Source organism: Psychroserpens sp. BH13MA-6, from assembly GCF_052983595.1.
This window is the reverse complement of sequence record NZ_JBRJGE010000006.1, coordinates 1-24513: the sequence shown is the minus strand read 5'-3', so window position 1 is coordinate 24513 and position 24513 is coordinate 1. Positions and strand designations below refer to the sequence as shown.

The 24513-nt window shown below is 36.2% G+C and carries 25 protein-coding genes; 21 read left to right on the top strand and 4 right to left on the bottom strand.

Going from position 1 to position 24513, the window contains the following annotated elements; translation table 11 throughout:
• The first annotated feature begins 46 nt into the window (after window positions 1-46).
• The 20 genes from gcvH (at window position 47) to tsaB (ending at window position 18219) form a co-directional block, all read left to right on the top strand.
• Window positions 47-427, top strand: coding sequence for a glycine cleavage system protein GcvH (gcvH, locus tag ACU8DI_RS12420; protein ID WP_447113105.1), 381 nt, complete (start codon window positions 47-49; stop codon window positions 425-427).
• Complete coding sequence (locus ACU8DI_RS12415) at window positions 399-782, top strand: VanZ family protein (RefSeq protein ID WP_447113104.1); 384 nt, start codon at window positions 399-401, stop codon at window positions 780-782. The genes gcvH and ACU8DI_RS12415 overlap by 29 nt, the downstream gene beginning before the upstream one ends.
• A 65-nt stretch (window positions 783-847) precedes the next feature.
• Window positions 848-1573, top strand: a complete 726-nt coding sequence (locus ACU8DI_RS12410; protein WP_447113103.1) for an energy transducer TonB — start codon at window positions 848-850, stop codon at window positions 1571-1573.
• A gap of 116 nt (window positions 1574-1689) precedes the next feature.
• On the top strand, window positions 1690-2487 hold the full coding sequence (locus ACU8DI_RS12405) for an energy transducer TonB (RefSeq protein ID WP_447113102.1): 798 nt from the start codon (window positions 1690-1692) through the stop codon (window positions 2485-2487).
• Window positions 2488-2603: 116 nt separating this feature from the next.
• Window positions 2604-4718 carry a gliding motility protein RemB gene (locus tag ACU8DI_RS12400; RefSeq protein ID WP_447113101.1) on the top strand — a complete coding sequence of 705 codons (2115 nt, stop codon included), beginning with the start codon at window positions 2604-2606 and terminating at the stop codon, window positions 4716-4718.
• 134 nt (window positions 4719-4852) lie between these two features.
• Window positions 4853-5710, top strand: coding sequence for a heme o synthase (gene cyoE, locus ACU8DI_RS12395; RefSeq protein ID WP_447113247.1), 858 nt, complete (start codon window positions 4853-4855; stop codon window positions 5708-5710).
• On the top strand, window positions 5711-6292 hold the full coding sequence (locus ACU8DI_RS12390) for a cytochrome c oxidase subunit 3 (protein ID WP_447113100.1): 582 nt from the start codon (window positions 5711-5713) through the stop codon (window positions 6290-6292).
• 138 nt (window positions 6293-6430) lie between these two features.
• Complete coding sequence (locus tag ACU8DI_RS12385; protein ID WP_447113099.1) at window positions 6431-7429, top strand: cytochrome c oxidase subunit 3; 999 nt, start codon at window positions 6431-6433, stop codon at window positions 7427-7429.
• 19 nt (window positions 7430-7448) lie between these two features.
• A complete protein-coding gene (locus ACU8DI_RS12380) occupies window positions 7449-7889 on the top strand; it encodes a cytochrome C oxidase subunit IV family protein (RefSeq protein ID WP_447113098.1) in 441 nt (146 codons plus the stop codon).
• Between the two features lie 67 nt (window positions 7890-7956).
• On the top strand, window positions 7957-8673 hold the full coding sequence (locus tag ACU8DI_RS12375) for a hypothetical protein (RefSeq protein ID WP_447113097.1): 717 nt from the start codon (window positions 7957-7959) through the stop codon (window positions 8671-8673).
• Between the two features lie 6 nt (window positions 8674-8679).
• Window positions 8680-9438: an SCO family protein gene (locus tag ACU8DI_RS12370; protein ID WP_447113096.1), complete on the top strand. Its 759-nt coding sequence runs from the start codon at window positions 8680-8682 to the stop codon at window positions 9436-9438.
• A gap of 5 nt (window positions 9439-9443) precedes the next feature.
• Window positions 9444-9992: a DUF420 domain-containing protein gene (locus tag ACU8DI_RS12365; RefSeq protein WP_447113095.1), complete on the top strand. Its 549-nt coding sequence runs from the start codon at window positions 9444-9446 to the stop codon at window positions 9990-9992.
• A 2-nt stretch (window positions 9993-9994) separates the two neighbouring features.
• Window positions 9995-10234 (top strand): hypothetical protein, encoded by a 240-nt coding sequence (locus ACU8DI_RS12360; protein ID WP_447113094.1) that lies wholly within the window; start codon window positions 9995-9997, stop codon window positions 10232-10234.
• 121 nt (window positions 10235-10355) lie between these two features.
• Complete coding sequence (locus ACU8DI_RS12355) at window positions 10356-11057, top strand: ABC transporter ATP-binding protein (RefSeq protein WP_447113093.1); 702 nt, start codon at window positions 10356-10358, stop codon at window positions 11055-11057.
• Window positions 11050-12294, top strand: a complete 1245-nt coding sequence (locus tag ACU8DI_RS12350; RefSeq protein WP_447113092.1) for an ABC transporter permease — start codon at window positions 11050-11052, stop codon at window positions 12292-12294. Before ACU8DI_RS12355 ends, ACU8DI_RS12350 begins: the two co-directional genes overlap by 8 nt.
• 1 nt (window position 12295) lies before the next feature.
• Window positions 12296-13555 carry an ABC transporter permease gene (locus ACU8DI_RS12345; RefSeq protein ID WP_447113091.1) on the top strand — a complete coding sequence of 420 codons (1260 nt, stop codon included), beginning with the start codon at window positions 12296-12298 and terminating at the stop codon, window positions 13553-13555.
• Window positions 13556-13577: 22 nt separating this feature from the next.
• Window positions 13578-14738: an efflux RND transporter periplasmic adaptor subunit gene (locus ACU8DI_RS12340; RefSeq protein ID WP_447113090.1), complete on the top strand. Its 1161-nt coding sequence runs from the start codon at window positions 13578-13580 to the stop codon at window positions 14736-14738.
• Window positions 14739-14788: 50 nt separating this feature from the next.
• Window positions 14789-16231, top strand: a complete 1443-nt coding sequence (locus ACU8DI_RS12335; RefSeq protein WP_447113089.1) for a TolC family protein — start codon at window positions 14789-14791, stop codon at window positions 16229-16231.
• A 3-nt stretch (window positions 16232-16234) separates the two neighbouring features.
• Window positions 16235-17533 (top strand): efflux RND transporter periplasmic adaptor subunit, encoded by a 1299-nt coding sequence (locus tag ACU8DI_RS12330; protein ID WP_447113088.1) that lies wholly within the window; start codon window positions 16235-16237, stop codon window positions 17531-17533.
• Between the two features lie 14 nt (window positions 17534-17547).
• On the top strand, window positions 17548-18219 hold the full coding sequence (gene tsaB / locus ACU8DI_RS12325) for a tRNA (adenosine(37)-N6)-threonylcarbamoyltransferase complex dimerization subunit type 1 TsaB (protein ID WP_447113087.1): 672 nt from the start codon (window positions 17548-17550) through the stop codon (window positions 18217-18219).
• Here the strand turns inward: tsaB and ACU8DI_RS12320 are convergent.
• The 4 genes from ACU8DI_RS12320 to ACU8DI_RS12305 form a co-directional block, all read right to left on the bottom strand.
• The gene (locus ACU8DI_RS12320) at window positions 18216-19028 is read right to left on the bottom strand and encodes a mechanosensitive ion channel family protein (protein ID WP_447113086.1); all 813 of its coding nucleotides are present in this window, start codon (window positions 19026-19028) and stop codon (window positions 18216-18218) included. The two genes, tsaB and ACU8DI_RS12320, sit on opposite strands and share 4 nt — an antisense overlap.
• A 110-nt stretch (window positions 19029-19138) precedes the next feature.
• Entirely contained in the window at window positions 19139-19843 is a 705-nt protein-coding gene (locus ACU8DI_RS12315) for a hypothetical protein (RefSeq protein WP_447113085.1), read from the bottom strand.
• 191 nt (window positions 19844-20034) lie between these two features.
• Entirely contained in the window at window positions 20035-20235 is a 201-nt protein-coding gene (locus ACU8DI_RS12310; protein ID WP_447113084.1) for a dodecin family protein, read from the bottom strand.
• A 58-nt stretch (window positions 20236-20293) separates the two neighbouring features.
• Window positions 20294-21199, bottom strand: coding sequence for a NifU family protein (locus ACU8DI_RS12305; RefSeq protein ID WP_447113083.1), 906 nt, complete (start codon window positions 21197-21199; stop codon window positions 20294-20296).
• Between the two features lie 329 nt (window positions 21200-21528).
• On the opposite strand from ACU8DI_RS12305, the gene ACU8DI_RS12300 reads away from it, so the two are divergent.
• Window positions 21529-24513 (top strand): choice-of-anchor L domain-containing protein (locus ACU8DI_RS12300; protein ID WP_447113082.1); only part of this gene is annotated, 2985 nt, incomplete at its 3' end.

The window sequence follows — 24513 nt, the reverse complement described above, 5'->3', positions numbered from 1 at the left end:
GAAAAAAATTACATTTGCAAGAACACATTAATTTTTAGTTTACAAGATGAATATACCATCAGATTTAAAATACACCAAAGACCACGAATGGGTTAAAATAGAAGGTGACACAGCTACCGTTGGCATTACAGATTTTGCACAAGGCGAATTAGGAGATATCGTTTATGTAGAAGTTGAAACCGTCGATGAAACTTTAGATGTAGAAGAGATCTTCGGAACTGTAGAGGCGGTAAAGACTGTTTCTGATTTGTTTTTACCACTTTCTGGTGAAATTATTGAATTCAATGAGAGTCTTGAAGATGAACCTGAAAAGGTAAATACAGATCCTTATGGTGACGGTTGGATGATAAAAATCAAATTTTCTGATGCATCAGAAATAGACAATCTTTTGTCCGCAGATGATTATAAAGCTCTTATTGTTGCTTAAAAAATGGGCACTGCCCATTGTTATTTTTTACACAATAACACTTACAATTGCCAGCTTAATTAATATCGGGCGCGTTCCTGATTTGGGATCAAACTTTGACGATAAAATTTATCATGTCATAGCCTATTTTATATTGACGATACTCTTGTTTAACTATCTCAATAAGCAGCAAATCAGTCATGTCTTGCTTAAAACAGGTGTAATTGTCATTATTTATGGCATTATTATTGAGGTATTACAATACATACTCACATCTTACAGAACATTGGATTTTTATGATGCGATGGCAAATACATTTGGTGTGATCTTGGCAATTATTGCTATTAAGTTTAGCAATAAACTAAAGTTAAAATAAATTAATAGCTTGCTTATTTAACAAATATTTGGTTAATTTAGCATTCAGAAAAACCTTTTAAGCACATGGAACCTAAGAAAAGTACGAAAGCAGATGTCAGTAGGAATAGTTCTCTCTATTTCGCTGTTGGTCTTGCCCTCATGTTAACGCTCACTTATTTGACGATTAATTACAAGTCCTATGATAAGAGTGCGATAGATATTGGGCAATTAGATTTAGATGCATTGGATGAAGAAGAAATTCCAATCACACAGCAGGAATTAGTGCCACCACCTCCACCACCTCCACCACCAGTAGTACCGGAGGAAATTGAAATCGTGGAAGATGAAAAAGAGATTGAAGAAACGGTTATCGAGTCTACCGAAACGGATCAAGAAGAGGAAATTGTTGAAGTTGAAGAAATTGAGGTAGAAGAAGTGGAAGAAGATATTGAAGTTCCATTTTCCGTTATTGAAAATGTACCAATTTTCCCAGGCTGTGAAAATGAAAAAGGTAATAATGCTAAAAAGCAATGTATGTCTGATAAAATCAGCAAATTTGTGAACAGAAAGTTTAATACGGATTTAGCAGGTGATTTAGGTTTATCAGGAAGACAACGTATTAACGTTATCTTTAAAATAGATAAAACTGGTAATATTATAGGTGTTCAGGCAAGAGCGCCACATCCAGGTTTGGAGAAAGAGGCGAAACGAGTTATTAACTTATTGCCAAAGATGAAACCAGGAAAACAAAGAGGTAAGGCTGTGACAGTGCCATATTCTTTACCTATTTTATTCCAAGTGCAGGATTAAACATCAAGACATATCCAAAATAATTTCAAAATCCCATCTAAATAATTAGATGGGATTTTTACTTTGGTATGCTTATTGTGATTTTATCATAATATTAACATTAAAAATTAAATATTATGAAAGATTTTAAAAAATCGCACGATATTGCTGGTCAGAGCAATAAATCAGTGCAAAAATCACAAAAGCATGATGCAAATTTACAAAAAAACTCCTCGTTGTATTTTCAAATTGGTTTAATTCTTTGTTTGTTGGCGACCTACGGCATGTTCGAAATGCAATTCGAAACAAAACAATTGGCGGATGCCACACTGAAACCATTAGAGCCTGAAAACAACACATTCGTCATGCCTACTTTTGTCGTGGAACCAGAGGCACCAAAGGTAGAACCTGTAAAACGAGTACGCCAACAAGTTATCACGCCAAAAATAAAAATCGTTAAAGATGATGTGGTAATTCCACCAGTTGATTTGGTGCCTACACCAACACCAGTGTCCGACCCTGTGAAACCTTCTGTAGTTGACACGCCAAAAGCACCTGAAGATGATGACTTAAAAAAACCATTTAACTTAGGAGAGGTGGAAATTGTCCCAATTTACCCAGGATGCGAAGATGAAAAAAGTAATGCAGGGCGCATTAAGTGTATGAATGAAAAAATAGGTAAGTTAATACAAAGAAAGTTTGATACAGATCTTGCAAGTGAACTAGGCTTGAGTGGAAGACAAAAAATTAATGTGCAATTTAAAATTAATGAAAAAGGAGAGATCGTTGAAATCCTTTCTAGAGCACCACACCCAAGTCTTGAAAGAGAGGCTAAGCGTGTGACCAATAAAATTCCACAAATGAAACCAGGTTTACAACAGCACAAACCCGTTTCCGTTATTTACAATTTACCGATTGTATTCCAAGTAAAATAATAAGAGGTTGACATGAAATTTCCTAAGACGGTCGCAATTCGTTTGTGACCGTCTTTTATGTCGTGCGCATTTTGAAAAAAATAGTATCTTTCGGCAATTAATGTTGCCTTTGCTATATGAAGAAATGCTGCTTACTGATACTCTTGTTTGTTCTTGGTTCCGTTACTGCACAAGAGACGTCTAATTTTGAAAAGTCTCCAATTTATCCAGGTTGTGAATCGCAACCCATAGAAAGTTTAAAGTCTTGTTTTAACAATCAAATAAACACCCATATTTATAATACTTTTAAAGTCCCTCAAATCGCTTTGGACGATACTTACAACGGAGAGGTTAAAGTACTTTTTGAAGTGGATAAATCGGGAGCTATTTCAGTGCTTTACATTGATGCCGTTTATGATGAGTTAAAAACAGAGACGCATCGCGTTTTTGAAGCATTACCGAAAGTTACTCCTGGGACTTATAACGGTAAGCCTACATATTTCCAGTATTCCTTAGGAATTAAAATTCCGTTAGTGAATCCTGCTGAAATCACATTGGAAAGTCAAAAAAAGGATGTTTTAGACATGTCTTCTGTCACTGACTTAAATGCCGATGTTAGTGAAGAATATGATAATGTAGACAAGAACATTGTCAAATATGAGCAATTGGAGTATAGTAGCCAATTAAATATTCCGTTTACGCACAATTATTATGCGCGTTTTGGTCAAGCCATGAATGGTCTTGGTACCAATAGTCATACAGCAGCGAAACCTTTTATGTATGATGAGGTGGCCGATTATTATGATTTTAAAGCAGAAAAGGAAGCGCTTGTTAAAGAAAGTGATGGCTGGTGGCAAAGGAAATTATGGAATGAACATTTGGTTGAAGTTCAAGGAAAGGATTATTGGTTTACGGTAGATCCTGCTTTCGATCTTCAAGTGGGTAAGGATACTGAAGCAGATTTCAATTCTACTTTTAATAATACTCGAGGCATATATATACAAGGTGGCTTCGGAACTAAATTTAATTATTCGGCTTCAGTGTATGAAAGTCAAGGTCGATTCGCACAATATTTCAATGCTTATGCGGAATCTTTAAAGGCGTTCGGACCCGATCCTGCAATTGTTCCAGGTCGTGGTATTGCAAAACGATTCAAAAAGAATGCTTATGATTATCCAGTTGCTGAAGGCTATTTATCTTATACGCCAGCAAAATTTTTGAATGTCCAATTTGGTCATGGAAAGAATTTTATTGGTGATGGTTACCGTTCATTATTGCAAAGTGATGTGGCGAGTCCATATCCATACTTGAAACTAAATACGAAATTCTGGAAAATTAAATATACCAATACATGGATGTGGCTCAGAGATGTGCGTCCTGAGGTGACCGTTGACGGTGCGTTTCTTACCAAATATATCGCGAATCATTACTTGAGTTGGAATGTCTCTAAACGATTAAATGTAGGACTTTTTGAATCGGTTATGTGGATTAATTCTAACGACAGAGGTTTCGACATCAATTATTTAAATCCAGTTATTTTTTATAGAGCTATTGAGTTCGCTACAGGACCAGACGCAGGGAATGCTATCTTGGGTGCTTCAGCGAAATATAAATGGAATAATAAAGTGAATATTTATGGTCAGTTCATTTTAGATGAATTTTCAATTAATGATATTACTGGAGGAAATAAAAGTTGGAAGAACAAATTCGGCTATCAAATTGGAATGAAATACTATGATGCCTTTAAAGTAGATAACTTAATGTTGCAATTGGAGTATAATAGAGTGCGTCCGTTCACTTATTCCCATAATTCCATCGTCCTTAATTATGCTCATAACAATCAGCCTATGGCGCATCTTTGGGGTGCTAATTTCAGTGAGGCGATTATGATAGGACGCTATACTTATAAGCGCTGGTTTGCAGATGCTAAATTCATCTTTGGAAAGCGAGGTTTCGATTTTAACGATGGCACTGACAACTTAAATTATGGCGGAAATATCTTTCGCACTGAAAACGATAGAAATGCGAGTACGGGAATTACAGTTGGTCAAGGAAATACAACAAATGTATTCCAAGCAGATTTGCAAGGAGGCTACATTGTGAACCCTGTTACCAATTTGCGCTTATTTACAAATATCACCTTCAGGAATTTTAATCCTCAAGCAGAAACGCCTGCTGTTTTAAAATCAAATACGACATGGTTTACTTTGGGTATCAGAACCGATTTATTCAATTGGTATAATGATTTCTGAGTTTTGACAGAATCCTAAGCCTTGATATTTATTTCTTATTAGAATTGCCCAAACGCATTTTTCAGAGTATCTTTGCAGTCGCAACAAAATCATGTACATTGAGTACGGCAAATACATCTGTTCCAAAGGCCTCCATGATTTCCGATTTTAAGGAAATTACTAAGATAAGACTATCTGTAAGTGTCGTGTTTTCAGCATTGGCAGGATATCTGCTCGGAGCTGTTCACGTCGATATTTACATTTTAATTTTATTGGCCTTCGGTGGTTATTTTATGGTTGGTGCTTCCAATGCATTCAATCAGATTATTGAAAAAGATTTAGACGCTTTGATGGATCGTACTAAAAATCGCCCTGTACCTGGTGGTAGAATGAGCGTGCGATCGGCATTTATTATTGCAACAATTTTTACGATACTCGGTATTACGGTTCTCTACATTATCAATGAAAGAACTGCTATGTATGGTGCAATTTCCATATTTCTATATACCTGTGTTTATACGCCTCTAAAAACTAAAACACCTTTAGCTGTTTTTGTAGGCGCTATTCCAGGAGCTATTCCGTTCATGTTAGGCTGGGTGGCAGCAAGGAATGATTTTGGCATTGAACCAGGTACCTTGTTCGCGTTACAGTTTTTCTGGCAATTCCCACACTTCTGGGCCATCGGATGGTTTTTGTTTGAAGATTATGAAAAAGGTGGATTTTACATGTTGCCAACGAGAAAGCGTGATAAAGGAACAGCAGTTCAGACTATTATGTATACCATTTGGACCATTATAATATCAATTATTCCGGTAATTGGGGTTACTGGAGATTTGAAACTATCAATAGTGGCAGCAATTATTGTGTTTGCCCTTGGTTTGTTCATGCTTTATTATGCGTTTGAATTGTTTAAAAAGCGAACATCGAAAGCAGCGAAGCAACTGATGTTGTCGAGTGTTACTTATATCACATTGTTGCAAATCGTATATGTTATAGATAAATTTTTAAGATAAATGGATTTAACTGAAGGTACATTAGAGGAAAAGAACAAAAGAGCCAAACACATGATGTTGTGGTTTGGAATTATCTCCTTGATTATGTCATTTGCTGGATTAACGAGTGCAGTTTTGGTAAGTAGAAAACGAGAAGACTGGTTGCAAAACTTTGAAATGCCTGATGCGTTCTTAATGAGTTGTATCATTATTGTTGCTAGTAGTGTGACTTTTATAATTGCTAAAAGAGCATTAAAAGCTAATAATCGAGGATTAACAACAGCGATGTTGTTGGTGACTTTTGGATTGGGAATTTGGTTTATTATAAGTCAGTTTCAAGGCTTTAAAGAAATAGTCGAGTCAGGGTATTATTTTACAGGAGAAACATCAAATGTGACCATGAGTTTTATTTATATTATAGCCTTTGTGCATATCTTGCATGTGGTGGCGGGACTCTTGTCGCTTTTGATAGTAATTTATAATCATTTTAAACAAAAATACACAGCAACCGAAATGCTAGGTCTAGAACTCTCTGCAACCTTTTGGCATTTTGTAGATATACTGTGGATATTCTTGTTTTTGTTTTTGACATTTTTTGTCTGATATTTTGAAGAAAATTAAAAGCACAAAGCCTTTATGCTGTCTGCAAAAGATACCTATATTCAATTTTTGGAAACGGATGTTTTTTTAGATAGATAAAATGATTATTTTTGTGCAACTTTTAACAACTAAATGCTTTATATGGATACTACAGTAGCAAATACTGGAACAGAAGGCAAGGCCTGGGGTGGAGGAACGCAACCACTAAAAGCCAGTTATGGTAAAATGATGATGTGGTTTTTTATCGTATCAGATGCCTTGACGTTTTCTGGATTTTTAGCAGCTTACGGATTTTCAAGATTTAAGTTTATAGGTTCTTGGCCAATTGCCGATGAGGTTTTTACACACGTACCATTTTTTCATGGGAATTATCCAATGATATACGTTGCTTTTATGACTTTCATCTTAATTATGTCGTCTGTGACAATGGTATTAGCGGTTGATGCAGGACATCATATGAATAAGGCCAAAGTAACGCTTTATATGTTTTTAACCATTATTGGTGGATTGATTTTCGTAGGCTCACAGGCTTGGGAATGGGGAACGTTCATTAAAGGTGATTATGGTGCTATTCAAACGAAAGGTGGTAACATCCTACAGTTCGGAAAATATGAAACCGTTGATGGTGAAGAAGTGTTCAAACGCGTCGCTGTAAGTGATATTGCGATTGATGCCCATGGTGAACGTGTGGCTCATGAACGTAAAAACGGACTTTGGTTTGTTGATGAAGGGACATTGCCTGCTTATACCGTAGATGAAGTTTATAATGGCTTGATGGCTAACTCAGATGTTTTAGTGAGAACTCAAGACATAAATGAAGACGGTCATAAGACGGTGTTATCAAGAGAAGAATCTTTAAGTCAAATAAAAAATCACGGAAAATTAGTGGTGCAAGGTGCAAACCTTCATGTGAACGAATATGGAACATCTCTTTTCGCTGACTTCTTTTTCTTTATCACTGGATTCCACGGGTTCCACGTATTTTCTGGAGTAGTTATCAATATCATTATATTTTTCAACGTGATATTAGGAACTTATGAACGAAGAAAAAGTTATGAAATGGTAGAAAAAGTTGGGCTGTATTGGCACTTTGTCGATCTCGTATGGGTATTCGTATTTACCTTCTTCTACCTAGTTTAATTTATTTATTATTCAAAACATGGCACACGCACATAAATTAGAGATTTTTAGAGGTTTAGTGAAATTTAAATCTAATACACAAAAAATATGGGGTGTATTGATTTTCTTGACCATAGTTACCGCTATTGAAGTCGTACTTGGTATCTATAAACCACATGGATTAATGAGTCCTATGATGACACCATTTGAAGGTGGATTCATGGCAACTCTTGGAAATATTATATTTTCGCCGATCATTTATATGAAGACCTTAAATTTGATCTTCATCTTGCTAACAATTGTCAAGGCGTATTATATCACTTGGGATTTTATGCACATGAGAGATGAAACGAAAGCCTTGAGACGTATGGTCGTTTGGACAGGTGTGTTTTTAATATGTTATTTAGTATTCATCTTGTTACAAGAAGGAGGCTATATAGAAGGTGTTTATTCTAATGGCTATGTTAAAAGAGATTTTTAACATTAACACAACAATATAAAGTATATAAAAGACGGTTTTTTTAAGCCGTCTTTTTTATTTTTGCAGTATGGAAAAAAGCAACATTAAACGCAACATAGTTCTTGGTATTTTATTCTTTTTACCAGTGGCATTCTTGCTGATGTTGTATCCGTCAACTCACAATTATGATCCTCTTGACATTGTGGATGAGCAGGTGTCCGAATTACAGTTTTTTGAAACATCTTCCGAAGAAAACATACTGTTAAAAGACCATATTACAATTGTAGGATTTCTTGGAACACAACCAATAGACCATGCCATTGCTGCTTCAAACTTAAAAGAATTGGTTTACGATAAGTTTAAAGGGTTCAAAACCTTTCAAATCGTTATCGTTCTTCCAAAAGGTGCAGAGTCCAGTGCGGAATTATTACAGAAGGAAATCAATAATTATGATGACATGCGTTTTTGGCACTATGTCTTTGGCGAACCCAATGACGTTAAGACGGTTTTTAATAGCTTGAAAAGCGAAGAGCCTTTAGATGACCAGTTGTTTACAGATCACATATTTATCGTAGATAAGGATTTAAAGCAGCGCGGACGTCTGGATGACCGCGAAGACAAGGAGATTGACAAAAATGAAGCAATTTACCCTCTGTATGCATATGATTGTATCGAGGTAGCTGAAATAAAAAATAAAATGAGCGATGATCTTAGAATTTTATTTACAGAATACCGTCAAAAGCGTAAAGGTAAATTTGATTCATCCACAAGACGTTCTGAAGATATCAATACTTCTAAAAATTAATTGACTATGAACTCCAAGAAAACAAATTATTCTTATATCGGTATTGCTTTCATCTTGCTCGTTTTTGGAATTATTTTTATTCCAAGAATTGTAGATCGATTAAAGGCTGGGGATGTGTCACGATCCGAAGGTAGAAGTCAAGATGTGTCAACGAAATCTAAAGGCTATACGTCAGATTTGATGTTTCTAGAAATCAATGGTGTCCCTAAAAAAGTACCACCGTTTTCCTTTGTAAATCAAAATGGCGATACCATTAGCAATAAGGATTATGACGGAAAGGTGTATGTGGTTGAGTTTTTCTTTACGACATGCCCAACTATTTGTCCGCGAATGAACAGAAATTTAGTGCAAATTCAAAATACTTTTTCTGACTTTGAAGATTTTGGTGTTGCTTCTTTTACCATAAACCCTGAATACGATACGGTAGAAGTTTTAAAAACGTATGCCGACAATTATGGTATTACCAATCCTAATTGGCATTTAATGACTGGAGATCAAGAAGCTATTTATGCCTTGGCAAATGTAGGCTTTAATATATATGCAGGTGAAAACCCTGAAGTTGAAGGAGGATTTGAACATTCGGGGAATTTTGCGCTCATTGACAAAAATGGATTTATGCGATCTAGAAAAGATGATTTTGGCAACCCAAAAATATTTTATAAAGGCATTGTGAGCGAAGATGAAAAAATGGATGAAGACGGTGAAATGGAGGAAATAAGTATCTTAAAGGAAGATATAGCAAAATTGTTAAAAGAAGAAAACTAAGTGCCATGATAGATAATAATTCTACAGCTGAAGAAAAAAAGTATAACAAGTGGATTGTGGCCCTTTCAGTGATCATTCCACTTGCCGTTGCTGCGTTATTTGGAGTTAATTTGAGAGCACTCGGCTTTGATGTGGAGCCATTAAGAGTATTGCCTCCTATATATGCAACAATCAATGGTGTCACAGCGTTAGTGCTATTAACTGCACTTTGGGCTATCAAAAACAAGAAAAGAAAGCTCCATGAAAATTTGATGAAGTTTGCAATAGCGCTTTCAGTAGCTTTTCTGGTGATGTATGTGGCGTATCATATGACAAGTGATTCGACAAAATATGGTGGTGAAGGTCTCGTTAAATACATATACTACTTTATTTTAATTACCCATATTTTATTGTCCATTGTCGTGATTCCATTTGTGCTGATCACTTATGTACGGGCGATTACAAATAATTTTGAACGACATAAGAAAATTGCACGAATCACCTTTCCAATCTGGTTATATGTTGCTGTTACAGGTGTGATAGTGTATCTTATGATATCGCCATATTACGCTTAACAATGAAGCAAAGGATTGTCACATGGTCTTTAATGTTTTTTGTCTGCTTGAAATCAGTTGGACAATGCGCTATGTGTAGAGCTGTATTGGAGAGTGAAGAGGGCCAATCCACTGCGGAAGGAGTCAATGATGGCATCATGTATTTAATGGCGATTCCCTATATTTTAGTATTTGGAATAGGCGTATTAATTTATTGGAACTACTTCCGTAGAAACAAAAATGTGTCTAAAGATAGTGCGTAAGTGTAACATTTACGATTGTTAAGCGTCTTCTAAATAGCAATCAAAATCAAATTCTTAACAAATACTTAGCATAATCCATTTCAGGTTTTAGTTAAGTTTGTAAGTATTAACCATCCGCGCTATGATTCAAATCAAAGATTTGCATAAATCTTACCATATGGGAAGCAATTCGCTTCACGTCCTTAAGGGAATTAATTTCGATGTAAAAGAAGGGGAATTAGTCTCTATTATGGGGTCTTCTGGTTCTGGAAAATCTACCTTACTTAATATACTAGGAATGTTGGATGAAGCCGATAGTGGGAGTTATATTCTTGACAATGTTCCTATTAAGAATTTGAATGAAAGAATAGCCGCAAAGTATCGCAATGAATTCCTCGGATTTATTTTTCAATCCTTCAATTTAATTAATTACAAAAGTGCCCTGGATAATGTTTCCATGCCATTGTATTATAAAGGTATTAAAAGAAAGGAGCGTACAGAGCGCGCCATGCACTATCTAGAAAAGGTAGGTTTGGGAGAATGGTCACATCACCTACCTAGTGAATTATCAGGAGGTCAAAAGCAAAGAGTGGCTATTGCAAGAGCGCTAGCAAGTGACCCAAAAGTCTTGTTAGCAGATGAGCCAACAGGTGCATTGGATACCAAAACATCTTATGAAGTCATGGATCTCATTCAAGGTATAAATGATGAAGGTAAAACAATTTTGGTTGTGACGCATGAGCATGATATTGCGCAAATGACCAAACGAATCGTGAACTTGAAAGATGGTGTCATTATTGATGATAGTCGTGTAGAACAAGTAAGAGCTTCACAACATGTTTGATTTAGAGCGTTGGCAAGAAATATTCGAAACCTTAAGCAAGAACAAATTGCGAACGATCTTAACTGGAATTTCAGTAGCATCGGGTATATTTATTCTTGTCATTTTATTGGGATTTAGTAAGGGTATTGAGAATGGTGTTAAATCACAGTTCGAACAGGACGCAACCAATGAAATTTCTATATGGACTGGTGTCACTACTAAAGGGTATAAGGGTCTCAATCCCGGACGTTACATACAGCTAAAAAACTCCAGTTTCGATGCCGTAGAAAATAAGTATGACGATTATTTAGAATACCGAAGCAAAGATTACATGATTTGGGGAGGAACGGTATCCTATAACAATGAAACTGGGAATTATCGCGTTCGAGGTACATTACCGGATAATCAGTTTATTGAAAATGCCGATATAGGTTCAGGTCGTTTTATAAGTCAGTCGGATATTGACGGACGAAAGAAAGTCGCAGTGATTGGTAATAAAATGAAAACAGACCTCTTTAAAGGTGAAGACCCTATTGATAAGAACGTCCAAATTTTTGGGATGAATTTTAAAGTAGTGGGTGTTTATTTTGATCCAGGTGGAGACCGAGAGGAAAGTCAAGTGTATATTCCCGTTACAACGGCTCAGAAAGTCTTTAATGCAGGAGAGAATATAAGAAACATGTCCTTTACTGTAAAGATGGCTGATAATTTTGATAAAGCAGTAGCCATGTCAACAGCTATTTCAGAAGGTATTGAGCAACAACTTAAGGAAATTCATACCGTAGCACCAGATGATATGAGTGCGGTTCGTGTGAATAACACCTTAGAAGAAGCTCAAAAAATTTATTCTTTAGTCGCCACGATTCAAGCCGTATTTTGGTTTGTAGGAATCGGGACAATCATTGCGGGAATTGTAGGTGTGGGTAATATCATGCTTATTATTGTCAAGGAGCGCACAAAAGAAATTGGTATTCGAAAGGCTCTGGGAGCTTTACCGATGTCTATCGTTGGTATGATTATACAAGAAGCCGTTTTTGTAACGATGTTAGCTGGACTTTTCGGACTTATCGCAGGATTAGGACTTCTGGAACTTTTTGGTCCACAGATAGAAAGTGATTTCATTAAGTATCCTCAAGTTAATTTTAATATTGCTTTAATTACTGTGTTTTTATTAGTGCTTGCAGGAACTGTAGCAGGATTTATTCCTGCTTATCGTGCAGCTCAGATTAAACCAATTGTAGCATTAAGAGACGAGTAATATGTTTAGCAGAGATCGTTGGAACGAAATATTAGAAGCCTTAAATGCCAATAAGTTTAGAACTTTTTTAACGGCTTTTGGCGTATTTTGGGGTATTACCATCTTAGTGTTGCTACTAGCGTTAACAAACGGTTTAAAAAATGGCGTCACCAAGGATTTTGGCGACTTTGCTACAAACTCCATGTTTATGTGGACGCAAGGCACCTCAAAACCCTATAAAGGGTTGCCAAAAGGCCGATATTTTAATTATAAAATTGGTGATGTCGCTGCCATTAAATCAGAATTTCCTAATATAAAATACGTATCACCAAGAAATCAATTGGGTGGTTTTAGAGGTAACAACAACGTTATAAGAGGAACAAAAACTGGTGCGTTTGAAATTTATGGTGATTATCCGGAATATATTAAACAGCAACCAATGGATATTCTACAAGGCCGATTTATAAGCTATTCCGACATTGAAGCTAAGCGCAAGGTTTGTGTGGTTGGCTCAGGCGTAGTTAGAGGGCTTTATGATAAAGATGAAGACGTTCTAGGAACTTATATAAAAATAAATGGTGTTAATTTTATGGTGGTTGGTACGTTCAAAATGAGTAACAGCCAAGGGGACGGAGAACAAGAAGCAAGCACTATTTATATTCCTTTTACCACCTTCGGACAAGCCTTTAATAGAGGTGAAAATGTTGGATGGATGGCAATTACTGCTGTGGATGGTGTGTCCATCACATCGTTAAAGCAGCAAATTTTTGATTTAATGAAATCCAGACATAAAGTACACCCAGAAGATGAACGTGCTATTGGTCATTTCGACCTTTCAGAACAATTTCAACGTGTTAATGGATTGTTTTCCATTTTAACTTTAGTGGGCTATTTTGTGGGTGCTTTAGTCCTCATGTCAGGAATTATTGGCATTAGTAATATTATGCTTATTGTCGTCAAAGAACGAACTAAAGAAATTGGTGTTAGACGTGCCTTAGGTGCCACACCATGGACTATCAAATCACAAATTTTACAGGAAAGTCTTATCCTTACTATTTTATCTGGTATGGTCGGTATTTCATTTGCTGCATTCGCTATATGGATCATGAATACCATTTTGGATAATGTTGGTCCTGTTGAGAATTTTGCAAACCCAAGTGTTAGCATGCAAGTGGTATTTACCGCATTAATAATTCTGGTAGTTTCCGGTGTGTTAGCCGGATTAATTCCAGCCAATAGTGCCACAAAAATGAAACCAGTAGACGCACTTAGAATCGAATAAACTTTATTTTAACCTTTAACCAATGAAAAGAACTAGAACCGTAATTTTATTAATATTAATTGTCGTCGTATTTGGCGGAGCGTTATATTACTTATGGAAAAAGAATCAGGAAGACCCTGTAACCTATACTTCTGAAAGTCCGTCAGAACAAACTATTGTTGTAAAAACGGTGGCCACTGGGAGTATCGTTCCTAAAGAAGAAATATTGATTAAGCCAAATATTTCAGGCGTGGTTGAAGAAGTTTTTATTGAAGCTGGTGAATATGTGAAGCAAGGGGATTTGATTGCTCAAATTAGAGTCATACCAAACGTTTCTAATTTAACGAGTGCTAAGAACAATATAGCCTCTAATAGAAATGCCTTACAAACAGCGGAAATAAACTATCAGACGCAAAAAACCATTTATGATCGACAAAAAGAACTTTTTGAGAAAGGAGTCATAGCGGCAAACGAGTTTGATCAAGTGAACAATACCTACTTGCAAGCTAAACAGCGTGTTGAGCAGGCTAGAATTGACGTTACGCAGTCAAGACAAAACTACGATATCATTAAAACAGGTACGACTTCTGGACTAGGAAATGCGGCACAAACACAAGTGCGTGCGACGGTTTCAGGTATGGTGCTAGATGTGCCAGTAAAGGCCGGAAATCAAGTTATTGAGGCCAATAATTTTAATGAAGGAACTTCTATAGCATCATTGGCGGATATCAAAAAAATGATTTTTGAAGGTAAAGTGGATGAAAGTGAAGTTGGAAAGATTAAAGAAGGACTGCCATTAGAAATTACAATAGGAGCCATAGAAGATCAAAAGTTCGATGCCGTGCTAGATTATATAGCGCCAAAAGGTATTGCCGAAAATGGTGCTATTCAATTTGAAATAAAAGGCTCATTAAAGTCCATTGATTCTACATTTATTAGAGCTGGATTGAGTGCGAATGCTTCTATTATATTAGATAAAGCTGAAAATGTACTAGCCATAAAGGAAGCATTGGTGCAATACGATAAGGAAACTAAAAAGCCTTATGTTGAATTGGAAGTTGGAGATCAGCAGTACGAAAGAAGAGATGTTGAGCTTGGCATCAGCGACGGTATTTTTGTTGAGGTCAAAAGCGGCATTACCAAGGATGATAAAATCAAGGTTTGGAATCAAATTCAAGGCGTTCCGAAATACGCACAACAATAATTTCAATTTTATTGTAACACTTTAACAATTAAAGAGACATATAGATACTTATGAAAAAAATAGTAAGCATATTTATCCTTATAGCATCGCTTAGTAGTTATGCTCAAAATAAAAAATGGACACTTATAGAATGCGTGCAATACGCTTTGGACAATAATATTTCAGTTAAACAAAGCGCCTTGGATTATGAAACTGCTGAAATTGATAAACTCACAGCAGTTGGTAATTTCTTACCAAGTTTAAACGCTTCTGGTGGTGTGTCAGAAAATACAGGTCTTAGTTTTAACCCTGTTACTAATAATGCACAAACCACAACCTTCCTATCGGTTACTGGACGAGTCAATGTAGGCTACACTTTATTTGATGGATTGAGAAACTATCGCACGTTACAAAGGGCAGAAATATCACGACTTGCTAGTCAATATAGATTGGATAAGATGAAAGATGATATCTCGCTTTTCGTGGCCAATGGTTACCTTCAGGTGATTCAAAACAAGGCCAATCTAGAAGTGTTGAAATCTCAAAACGAGGTAACTCAAGAACAAATTGATCGTACACAACAATTAGTAGATGCTGGATCTTTACCAAGAGGAGATTTGTTAGAAATAAAAGCAACAGATGCGAGTGAAAAGCAAGCGATTATTAACGCTGAAAATAATATTCAGATTTCACTGATTAGTTTAGCACAATTGCTACTCATCAAGGATTATGAGAATTTTGATATTGAAGATGAAGGCTATGACATTATAGATGCTGGTATAGCAGAAAAAAGTGTGGATGAAATCTTATCAAAAGCAAAAGAAACACGTTCTGAAATTAAGATTGCTGAACAAAATGTAGAGTTGGCTAAAAAAGATTTACAAATTTCAAAAGGGGCTTACTTACCTACTCTTTCGGCGTTTTTTGGATACGATACAAGGTATACAAATGCCACGTCATTTATCAATCAAGTGGATCCAGATAACCCAACCGTAACACAGCAAATAGGAACTGTAGAAGGAACTGGACAGGCAGTTATTGGAGAGTTTCCAAATACATTTGCGGTTGAAGTAGGCGCAGATCCATTTTTTGACCAGTTGTATCAAAATGATGGAATCTCTTACGGTCTACAGTTAAATATCCCGATATTTAATGGCTTTTCAACTAAAGCAAACGTCAAAAGAAATAAAATCAATTTAGAACGAAGTAAACTGCAGTTAGAACAAGCTGAATTGGATTTAGAGTCGACGGTTTATCAAGCGTATGTTGATGCTAAAGGTTCTCTAAAATCTTATGAAGCGGCAGAGTTAGCTTTAGAATCGCAGCAATTGGCTTATGACTACGCTAAAGAACGTTACGATGTAGGCTTGACGAATGCCTTTGATTTCAGTCAATCAAAACTAAGATACGACAATGCTCGAATTGAATTAAATAGAGCAAAGTATGATTATATTTTTAAGTTGAAGGTACTCGAGTTATATTTCGGAATACCAGCAACAGAGTTAAAGTTTTAAACCATGACTAAAAGAACAAAAATTATTATCGCAGTCATTATTGTTGTCCTATTAGCATTAGTTGTAGGTAGTAAAATGGGTCTGTTTGGTAAAAAAGGTAACTTTAAGGAAGTTGAGACCAAGAAAGTAGCACTGATAGATATTGTAGAAACGGTATCGGCTACTGGAAAAATTCAGCCAGAGGTTGAGGTTAAAATTTCAAGTGAGGTGTCTGGAGAAATTTTGGATTTGCCGTTTAAAGAAGGTCAACAAGTAAAGAAAGGTGATCTATTGGTTCGTGTGAATCCGGATTTAATTCAATCTGCTGTAAACAGGTCACAAGCTTCTTATCAAAATGTGAGAGCAGGTCTTGAGCAAGCAGAAGCGTCTTTAAGAGAGGCAAAGGCAAATTACGACAGAAGTAAAGCTTTATTTGAGCGTGGTGTTATTTCCAAAGCTGATTGGGATCGAGCGGTTGCAGCCTATGAAACCGCGCAGGCTTCAAAAAGTTCAGCATACTATAATGTACAAAGTGCTGCTGCTTCAGTGAATGAAGCTAAGGACAACTTAAGTCGAACAACTATTTATGCGCCAATGAGCGGAACGATATCTCTGTTGAATGTTGAATTAGGAGAGCGTGTTGTGGGTACGCAACAGATGGCTGGTACTGAAATTTTAAGAGTTGCCAACTTGAATAACATGGAGGTGGAAGTGGATGTGAATGAAAATGATATTGTTAAAGTTCAAATAGGTGATTCTACGATTGTCGAAGTAGATGCCTATCTCAAAAAGGAGTTTAAAGGCGTAGTTACAGAGATAGCCAACTCCGCTGCTGGGACACTCACCGCTGATCAAGTAACGAATTTTAGAGTGAAAGTGAGAATTTTGGAAGAATCTTATCAAGATTTACTTGAAGGTAAGCCAGAAGATTATTCGCCATTCAGACCAGGAATGACGGCTACAGTAGACATCATTACTGATAAGCGTGACAAAACAGTTGCTGTACCTATAAGTTCTATCGTGATTAAAGAAGACACATCATCTGTGAAGAAAAGCTATCAGCCTAAGAATTCAGAAAGTGTTCAAACGGAAAGTGAAGAAAAATTTGAATGTGTGTATGTGAATAACGAAGGCGTTGCTAAATTGAAAGTTGTCAAAACGGGTATTCAGGATGATTCGAACATAGAAATTATCTCTGGCTTAGAAGAAGGCGATGAGATTATTACAGGACCATATAGTATGGTGTCAAGAAATTTGAAGTCAGGTGATAAAGTCCAGATAAAGGATACGCAGTCCAAAAAAGAAGTTACTACAGAAGAATAAATCTCGCTATGAGTATGTGCTATATTTTAAGTATAGAAACATCAACAACCAACTGTTCAGTCTCTCTATCAAAAAATGGAGAGACTTTAGTTTTGCATGAGGATAATAATGTCAATTATTCTCATGCTGAATCTTTGCACGTTTTTATAGACCAAGTACTTCAGGAAGCCCAATTAGAGTCTTCCGATTTAAATGCTATTGCAGTTAGTAAAGGACCAGGTTCATATACGGGTCTTCGCATAGGTGTTTCCGCAGCGAAAGGTCTGTGTTATGCGCTCGATATACCTTTGATTTCTGTATCTACATTAGATGCCTTGGCCCATCAAGTTACATGTGATACTGGTGTCATTGTTCCGATGTTAGATGCGAGACGTTTGGAGGTGTATTCTGCCATTTTTGATTCCAATTATGCTATGTTAAGAGGTATTGAAGCTCAAATTTTGGACGCCCAATCATTTGCTAGTTATTTGGAAGAGGGCAAGGTGTATTTTATTGGCAATGGTGTGGAGAAAACAAAAACCCTGATTCAACATCCTCATGCTATTTTTGTTGAAGGAAAATTACCGTCGGCAAATGACATGAGTGCTTTAGCCTTTCAAAAGTATCAAAAAAGCGACACCGAAGATGTCGCTTATTTTGAGCCTTTTTATCTCAAAGACTTTATTGCGTTAAAACCCAAGTATTAACCTTCTTTATGTATTTCGACGCTATGAGGATAAGGAATATCGATTCCTGCGGCATCTAATGCTTCCTTCGTTTGTTCAGTTATATCAAAATAAACGGTCCAATAGTCTTCCGCTTTACACCATGGTCTAACTACAAAGTTAATAGAGCTATCTGCAAGTTCTGTTAAAGCAATAGTTGGAGCTGGGTCTTTTAATATTAATGGGTGCGCCTCAACAACTTGCTTAAAGACGTCTTTTGTTTGTTTGATATCAGAATCATAACCAACGCCAAAAACGAGATCAACTCTACGCGTACCTTCCGTGGTGTAGTTGACAATATTACCATTTGACAAGGCGGCATTTGGAATGATAATTTCTTTGTTGGATAAACCCGTTAGCTTCGTTGTAAAAATTTCTATTTCCTTTACAACACCTATTTCGCCTTGAGCTTCAATAAGATCGCCAATTTTTATAGGTTTAAAAATCATGAGCAATACACCACCAGCAAAATTAGCTAACGAACCTTGAAGGGCTAAACCTATCGCTAAACCTGCGGCAGCGATTACTGCAGCAAATGAGGTGGTTTCAACGCCAACAGTTCCTAGAACAACAATGATTAGAATGATTTTAAGGATCCAGTTGATAAGATTGAGCAAGAACTTCTTGAGACTAGGATCATATTCCTTTTTATCCATGGTTTTTCTCAAACCTTTTACCAATGATTTAACGACCCAAGATCCGATAATCCATATAGCAATAGCTGCCAATACTTTTGGTCCAAATTCTATTAAAAGTTCATATCCTTTGTCTATCCATTTTTGCAAATCCATATTTTAATGTTTTGATGATTAATACAATACAAATTTAAAATAAAAACCTTGAACGCTCGAATAGATCGAGAAACATTCAAGATTTCAAAAAGTACTTTTAAAAAGTGGTTTTAAAGTGTATTGATATAATCTACGAGTTGAATGAGGTCTTCTTCCTTTGAAGTTTTAATTCTATTTTTTTTGATAAACGTTTTGATATCGCCTTCATGCTTCGGAAATAAACTTGCTAACTCTTTCTTATTACTAGGAACTTCTATAGCATTGTCAGTACCTATTTTTAAATAATAGGTATCACTCAATCTCTTGAATTCTGCTGGTTTGTTTTTGTCATAACTAGATTTGGCAATTACTTCCTCTTTGAAAACTATGGTCTCTTTTTTTAACAAAGAAACACGGTTGGTGCTAACTAAGTTTACGAAGAAATCTCTTTTTTGATTATTATTTTCATCAATATAATTATAAGATTGGTAGGTCTTTCCATCCTTCATAAATTCGATGATAAAATCATTAGTATCGATTAATAAAGCTCTGGTGATATTGCTATTAGAATCAACATCTTTAATCTCCATATCACCATTATAGGCATTGTATCTCGCCAGAAATAAATTGTTTTCTTTCTGGTTCAAGACCTTTATTGGCAGAAAGACGTCATTAATGTAGGCACTTCCTTGAGCATTGATGTCTTTGTTGATTTCTGTAACATTTCTAGCTTTAATTTGATTGACAAATCTAGAGCCATCAATTAAAGGATTTTGAGCTTGTGAATAAAAGAAACTCAAGGTGATTAAAAATAATGGTAAAATATAATGTTTCATAGCTTATTGTTTTAATTTAAAGATAAGGAAATTGAAAGTTTCTGCAAATCTACAAGAATTATTAACTTTAATTTTAACGAATTCAAGGAGATTTAAAGATTATCAAAAGGAGTCAACTGAGACTTTTCTTCAATGAAAATAAAAAAGGCACTTCAAGTGAGGTGCCTTTGTATCAGGTTAATTTTTTGATTTTATTTCACTTCAAATGTTAATTTCACATTAACTCTAAATTCAGTAACATCACCATCCTTAACGATGGCACTCTGTTCTTTTACGTAAACTGATTTTATGTTATCAACACTTTTAGAGGCATGTTTAACCGCTTTTCTGGTAGCGTCCTCCCAACTTTTATCGGAATTAGATAAAACTTCAATTACTTTCAATACTGCCATTTTAATTTATTTTAAATTATACTTAAGTGAATCTTAAAGATACTAATAAAATTGATAATTATCCATTAATGGCTTCCACAGTTTCTACTTTATCACGTAACATCTCCTTGAGCATATTCTCAATCCCATTTTTTAAAGTAAACGTTGAGGACGGACACCCACTGCAAGCGCCTTGCAAAATTACTTGAACCTTTTTGGTGCTGGCGTCGTAAGATTGAAATTCGATATTACCACCATCACTTGCAACTGCTGGCTTCACGTATTCTTCTAGGATATTTATAATTTCTTTCGAAATATCATCTCTTTGTTCGAATTGTTCGTTTAAGTAACGCTCACTCTTTTTTGCAACTTCCGGTGCGTTCGCATTTATAATTTCCTTGCCGTTTTCGATATAGGACCTGATGAATTCACGAAGTTCCATGGTGATATCATTCCAGTCGGCTACATCAAATTTAGTGATTGACACAAAATTTTCATCAATAAACACACCCTTTACAAATGGGAAATGGAATAACTCACTCGCTAAAGGTGAACTTTTCGCATCGTCTATAGACGTGAATTCATAAGAATGAGTCACAAGTTTTTTATTCGCAACGAACTTTAGCACAGATGGGTTGGGTGTACTTTCCGCATATACAGTGACTGGAATTTTTTGAGAAGAAACTTCGGTGGTCTCAATGACGATACCGCCATTATTTAAATATTCTTGTATTTGTCCAGCTACTTTATTTTGAACGTCACTCCACGAAACAATATTGTAACGTTCAATGGCGACGAAATGGCTTGAGATATATACTTTTTTAACGAATGGTAGGTAGAATAATTGTTGTGCCAAAGGTGAAGCACTAGCCTCATCAATGTTATTGAATTCGAAACTTTGATGTTGTGTAATAAAATGATTTGTTTCAAACTTTAGGATACTAGGATTACTGGTTTCCTTTATTGAGATAGAATATGTTTCCATTGTTTTTTTTGCAAAAATACAGAACAATTACTTTATATCGCATCTTTTAAGAAGTTGATTAGGATGTCTCAGATGTTAGGCCTCTTAAAATAATTTCATTTTTTTGGAGTTATCTTTAAGTATCAGACAGTCGGATATACTGTTAAACTCTCATTTTTAAAACAATTTAGAAGATGTAATTACTTAATTTTTATTAAATTTCGCTTTTATTAAGAAAAACCTTCCTATAACTGAATTATATCAGCCGCATCATTTACAATTATGTAGCTTTTTGAGGTCATAGATAAGATGTTTTATTGATAAATGTTAAACCATTACTCTAGATCACTATGAAGAAGCTTTACATTCTTTTTATTTTTCTGACTTTCAATGCGTTTTCGCAAGATCTGAATATGCAAAGCGGGAGTTTTAACAGATGTGCTCCTGATAAATTTTTTGATTCTGGTGGGCCTGGAGGTGCGTATTCTAGTAATGAAAATTTAGTAACTACGATTTGCGCTGAAAATGCTGGCGAGTTTATTATATTAGATTTTATTGAATTTAGTACACAACTTAATGTAGATGTTTTAACGCTTTATGATGGGCCAGACACATCTGCTCCTGTTATTGGTTCATATTCAGGAGTTGCAGGTCCAGGGTTGGTCATAGCATCGGATACTAATACTAGTGGTTGTATTACCATTGAGTTTGTTTCGGATGGCTCTGGTACTATCACAGGCTGGGAAGCAGATATTATTTGTGCGGTCCCATGTCAAACAATTACACCTTCAGTGGATAGTACAGTACCAGCAGCCAATGCCTCTGGTTTCGTTCAAGCGAATGTAGGTGACCCAATTACGTTTAATGGAAGTGCGACATTTTCGACAGATGGAACTGGCGCAACTTATGAGTGGATTTTTGGTGATGGTGCTTCAGATGTAGGTGCGACCGTAAATCATACTTATGCCTCTGCAGGGACTTATACAGTCACACTCATTGTGACCGATGCTAATCCGGTAGGTTGTTCCGATACTACGACGATAACCGTTTATATTGTTGGTGAAAATATTGTTGTAGATCAAACTACATTTACTGTTGAAGAGTTGGTGCGGGATGTTTTAATTAATAGTGAATGTGCGCAAGTTAGTAATATCACATCATCCACAGGTACGGATTTCGGAGATGACAATGGTATCGGTTATTTTGTGAACGATGGAACCATATTCCCATTTACCGATGGGATACTTCTAACATCTGGTGATGCCAGTCGCGCAAGAGGACCAAATGATAATGCCTTAAGTGATGGTGGAGGTGCGTGGCCAGGTGATGCTGAACTTGATGCTGCCGTTGGGATTAATTCCAATAATGCCTCGATAATTGAATTTGACTTCGTACCGTTGGCAGATAATATTAGCTTCGATTTTTTAATGGCTTCGGAAGAATATAACGGAAGTACGGGAGGAACATTTGAATGTACGTTTTCTGATGCTTTTGCATTTTTATTAACCGATGCCAGTGGAAATACGACCAACTTGGCTGTGCTACCTGGTACCACAACACCAATTTTAGTCACGAATATTCATCCCGCGAATCCAGGGTGCGCTGCTATTAATGAACAATATTTTGGTGGTTATACGAATGATTTTAATGGACCGAATTCACCACCAATGAGCTTTGATGGAAGAACGGCTGTCTTTACAGCGCAATCTCCTGTTATTCCTGGTGATACTTATAATATTAAACTCGTAATAGCTGATGCATCGGATACAGCATTGGATTCAGGTGTATTCATTAAAGCTGGAAGTTTTAATCTAGGTGGTGATTTGGGAGATGATATTACCATTATGGCTGGAACTGCAGAATGTGGTGGTGAGACCATCACTTTAGACACTCAAGCTGCTGCCGCGAATCATGTATGGTACAAAGATGGTGTGGTGATTGCTGGGGAAACTAGTTCTACTTTAGATGTTACTGAAGATGGGGTATATACTGTGGATGTCGTTTTTTCTGGAAATTGTCAAGCATCTGATTCTGTTCTTGTAGAATTTAAACCTAGTCCTGTAGCTAATACACCACCTAATTTGAATATTTGTAGTGCTTCAGGTTTTGGAGATTTTACCCTGACTGATAATGATGTTGAGGTTCTAGGAGGGCAAAATCCGGATGATTTTCTAATCAGTTATCATTTTACAGAACAGGATGCTATCGATAATGCTAATCCGCTATTTAGTCCTTACACCAATGTCGCGAATCCGCAACCTATTTACGTGAGAATTGCTGATCTGACACAAGAGTGTTTCGACACCACGTCTTTTAATTTGGAAGTCACAGACTTAACTATAAATTCGGTGTTAACACCAATGCAATTATGTGATACTAATGCAGATGGCTTTGCTTCGTTTCCGTTATTTGATACGAATACAGAAGTCATTGGCACCTTAGACCCATCAACCGTGTCTGTCACTTATCACTTTTCTGCAGATGATGCTGTAAGTGGTGACAACCCTTTATTAGTACCTTACACGAATGTTGTTCCCGACTTTCAAACGATTCATGTAAGAGTACAGGATAATGACAATGTTGACTGTTACAACACTACCACATTGGACTTAATTGTAAATGAATTACCTGTACCAATAACGCCAACGCCATTAGAGGTTTGTGATGATAACAATGATGGTTTTGCAGCTTTCGATTTAACCACAAAAGACGCGGAAATATTAGGGTCACAAACAGGTATAACCGTCACTTATCATGAAAGTCCAGCGGATGCAAATTCTGGTGATAACCCGCAATCAAGTCCCTACACAAATATTGATCCTGATTTTCAAACACTTTATGTGAGATTGGAAGACGATGCCACAGGCTGTGTAAATACAGTTGAAATGCTGCTCATCGTTAACCCTCTGCCAAATGTTGGAAATGCTGGAGTTGTTTCTAATTATGAATTATGTGATTATAATTTACCTGGGGATGAACAAGAGATTTTTGATCTTTCTACTAAAGACTCAGAGGCAATAAATGGACAAACAGGTGTATCTATTTCTTATCACTTGAATGAAGACGATGCAGAGGACGGAATGAGTCCGTTACCTACAAATTATGCAAATACCAGTAACCCGCAAACCATATACATTAATATAACCAATACCACTACGGGTTGTGTGAATGTGGGAAGTTTTCAATTAATTGTCAACCCTTTACCAGCTTTAGTTCCTCCAACGGCATTAGAGGTTTGTGACGATGGGACTCCAGATGGGGTTACGAGTATTGATTTAAGTTTAAAGAATGTAGAGGTTACGGGAAATAACCCGAACTATTCAGTGAGTTATCAT

Bases quoted from the DNA above. Each gene is read 5' to 3' on its own strand.
- gcvH (WP_447113105.1), top strand. From the start codon at position 47: ATGAATATACCATCAGATTTAAAATACACCAAAGACCACGAATGGGTT.
- ACU8DI_RS12415 (WP_447113104.1), top strand. From the start codon at position 399: ATGATTATAAAGCTCTTATTGTTGCTTAAAAAATGGGCACTGCCCATT.
- ACU8DI_RS12410 (WP_447113103.1), top strand. From the start codon at position 848: ATGGAACCTAAGAAAAGTACGAAAGCAGATGTCAGTAGGAATAGTTCT.
- ACU8DI_RS12405 (WP_447113102.1), top strand. From the start codon at position 1,690: ATGAAAGATTTTAAAAAATCGCACGATATTGCTGGTCAGAGCAATAAA.
- ACU8DI_RS12400 (WP_447113101.1), top strand. From the start codon at position 2,604: ATGAAGAAATGCTGCTTACTGATACTCTTGTTTGTTCTTGGTTCCGTT.
- cyoE (WP_447113247.1), top strand. From the start codon at position 4,853: ATGATTTCCGATTTTAAGGAAATTACTAAGATAAGACTATCTGTAAGT.
- ACU8DI_RS12390 (WP_447113100.1), top strand. From the start codon at position 5,711: ATGGATTTAACTGAAGGTACATTAGAGGAAAAGAACAAAAGAGCCAAA.
- ACU8DI_RS12385 (WP_447113099.1), top strand. From the start codon at position 6,431: ATGGATACTACAGTAGCAAATACTGGAACAGAAGGCAAGGCCTGGGGT.
- ACU8DI_RS12380 (WP_447113098.1), top strand. From the start codon at position 7,449: ATGGCACACGCACATAAATTAGAGATTTTTAGAGGTTTAGTGAAATTT.
- ACU8DI_RS12375 (WP_447113097.1), top strand. From the start codon at position 7,957: ATGGAAAAAAGCAACATTAAACGCAACATAGTTCTTGGTATTTTATTC.
- ACU8DI_RS12370 (WP_447113096.1), top strand. From the start codon at position 8,680: ATGAACTCCAAGAAAACAAATTATTCTTATATCGGTATTGCTTTCATC.
- ACU8DI_RS12365 (WP_447113095.1), top strand. From the start codon at position 9,444: ATGATAGATAATAATTCTACAGCTGAAGAAAAAAAGTATAACAAGTGG.
- ACU8DI_RS12360 (WP_447113094.1), top strand. From the start codon at position 9,995: ATGAAGCAAAGGATTGTCACATGGTCTTTAATGTTTTTTGTCTGCTTG.
- ACU8DI_RS12355 (WP_447113093.1), top strand. From the start codon at position 10,356: ATGATTCAAATCAAAGATTTGCATAAATCTTACCATATGGGAAGCAAT.
- ACU8DI_RS12350 (WP_447113092.1), top strand. From the start codon at position 11,050: ATGTTTGATTTAGAGCGTTGGCAAGAAATATTCGAAACCTTAAGCAAG.
- ACU8DI_RS12345 (WP_447113091.1), top strand. From the start codon at position 12,296: ATGTTTAGCAGAGATCGTTGGAACGAAATATTAGAAGCCTTAAATGCC.
- ACU8DI_RS12340 (WP_447113090.1), top strand. From the start codon at position 13,578: ATGAAAAGAACTAGAACCGTAATTTTATTAATATTAATTGTCGTCGTA.
- ACU8DI_RS12335 (WP_447113089.1), top strand. From the start codon at position 14,789: ATGAAAAAAATAGTAAGCATATTTATCCTTATAGCATCGCTTAGTAGT.
- ACU8DI_RS12330 (WP_447113088.1), top strand. From the start codon at position 16,235: ATGACTAAAAGAACAAAAATTATTATCGCAGTCATTATTGTTGTCCTA.
- tsaB (WP_447113087.1), top strand. From the start codon at position 17,548: ATGTGCTATATTTTAAGTATAGAAACATCAACAACCAACTGTTCAGTC.
- ACU8DI_RS12320 (WP_447113086.1), bottom strand. From the start codon at position 19,028: ATGGATTTGCAAAAATGGATAGACAAAGGATATGAACTTTTAATAGAA.
- ACU8DI_RS12315 (WP_447113085.1), bottom strand. From the start codon at position 19,843: ATGAAACATTATATTTTACCATTATTTTTAATCACCTTGAGTTTCTTT.
- ACU8DI_RS12310 (WP_447113084.1), bottom strand. From the start codon at position 20,235: ATGGCAGTATTGAAAGTAATTGAAGTTTTATCTAATTCCGATAAAAGT.
- ACU8DI_RS12305 (WP_447113083.1), bottom strand. From the start codon at position 21,199: ATGGAAACATATTCTATCTCAATAAAGGAAACCAGTAATCCTAGTATC.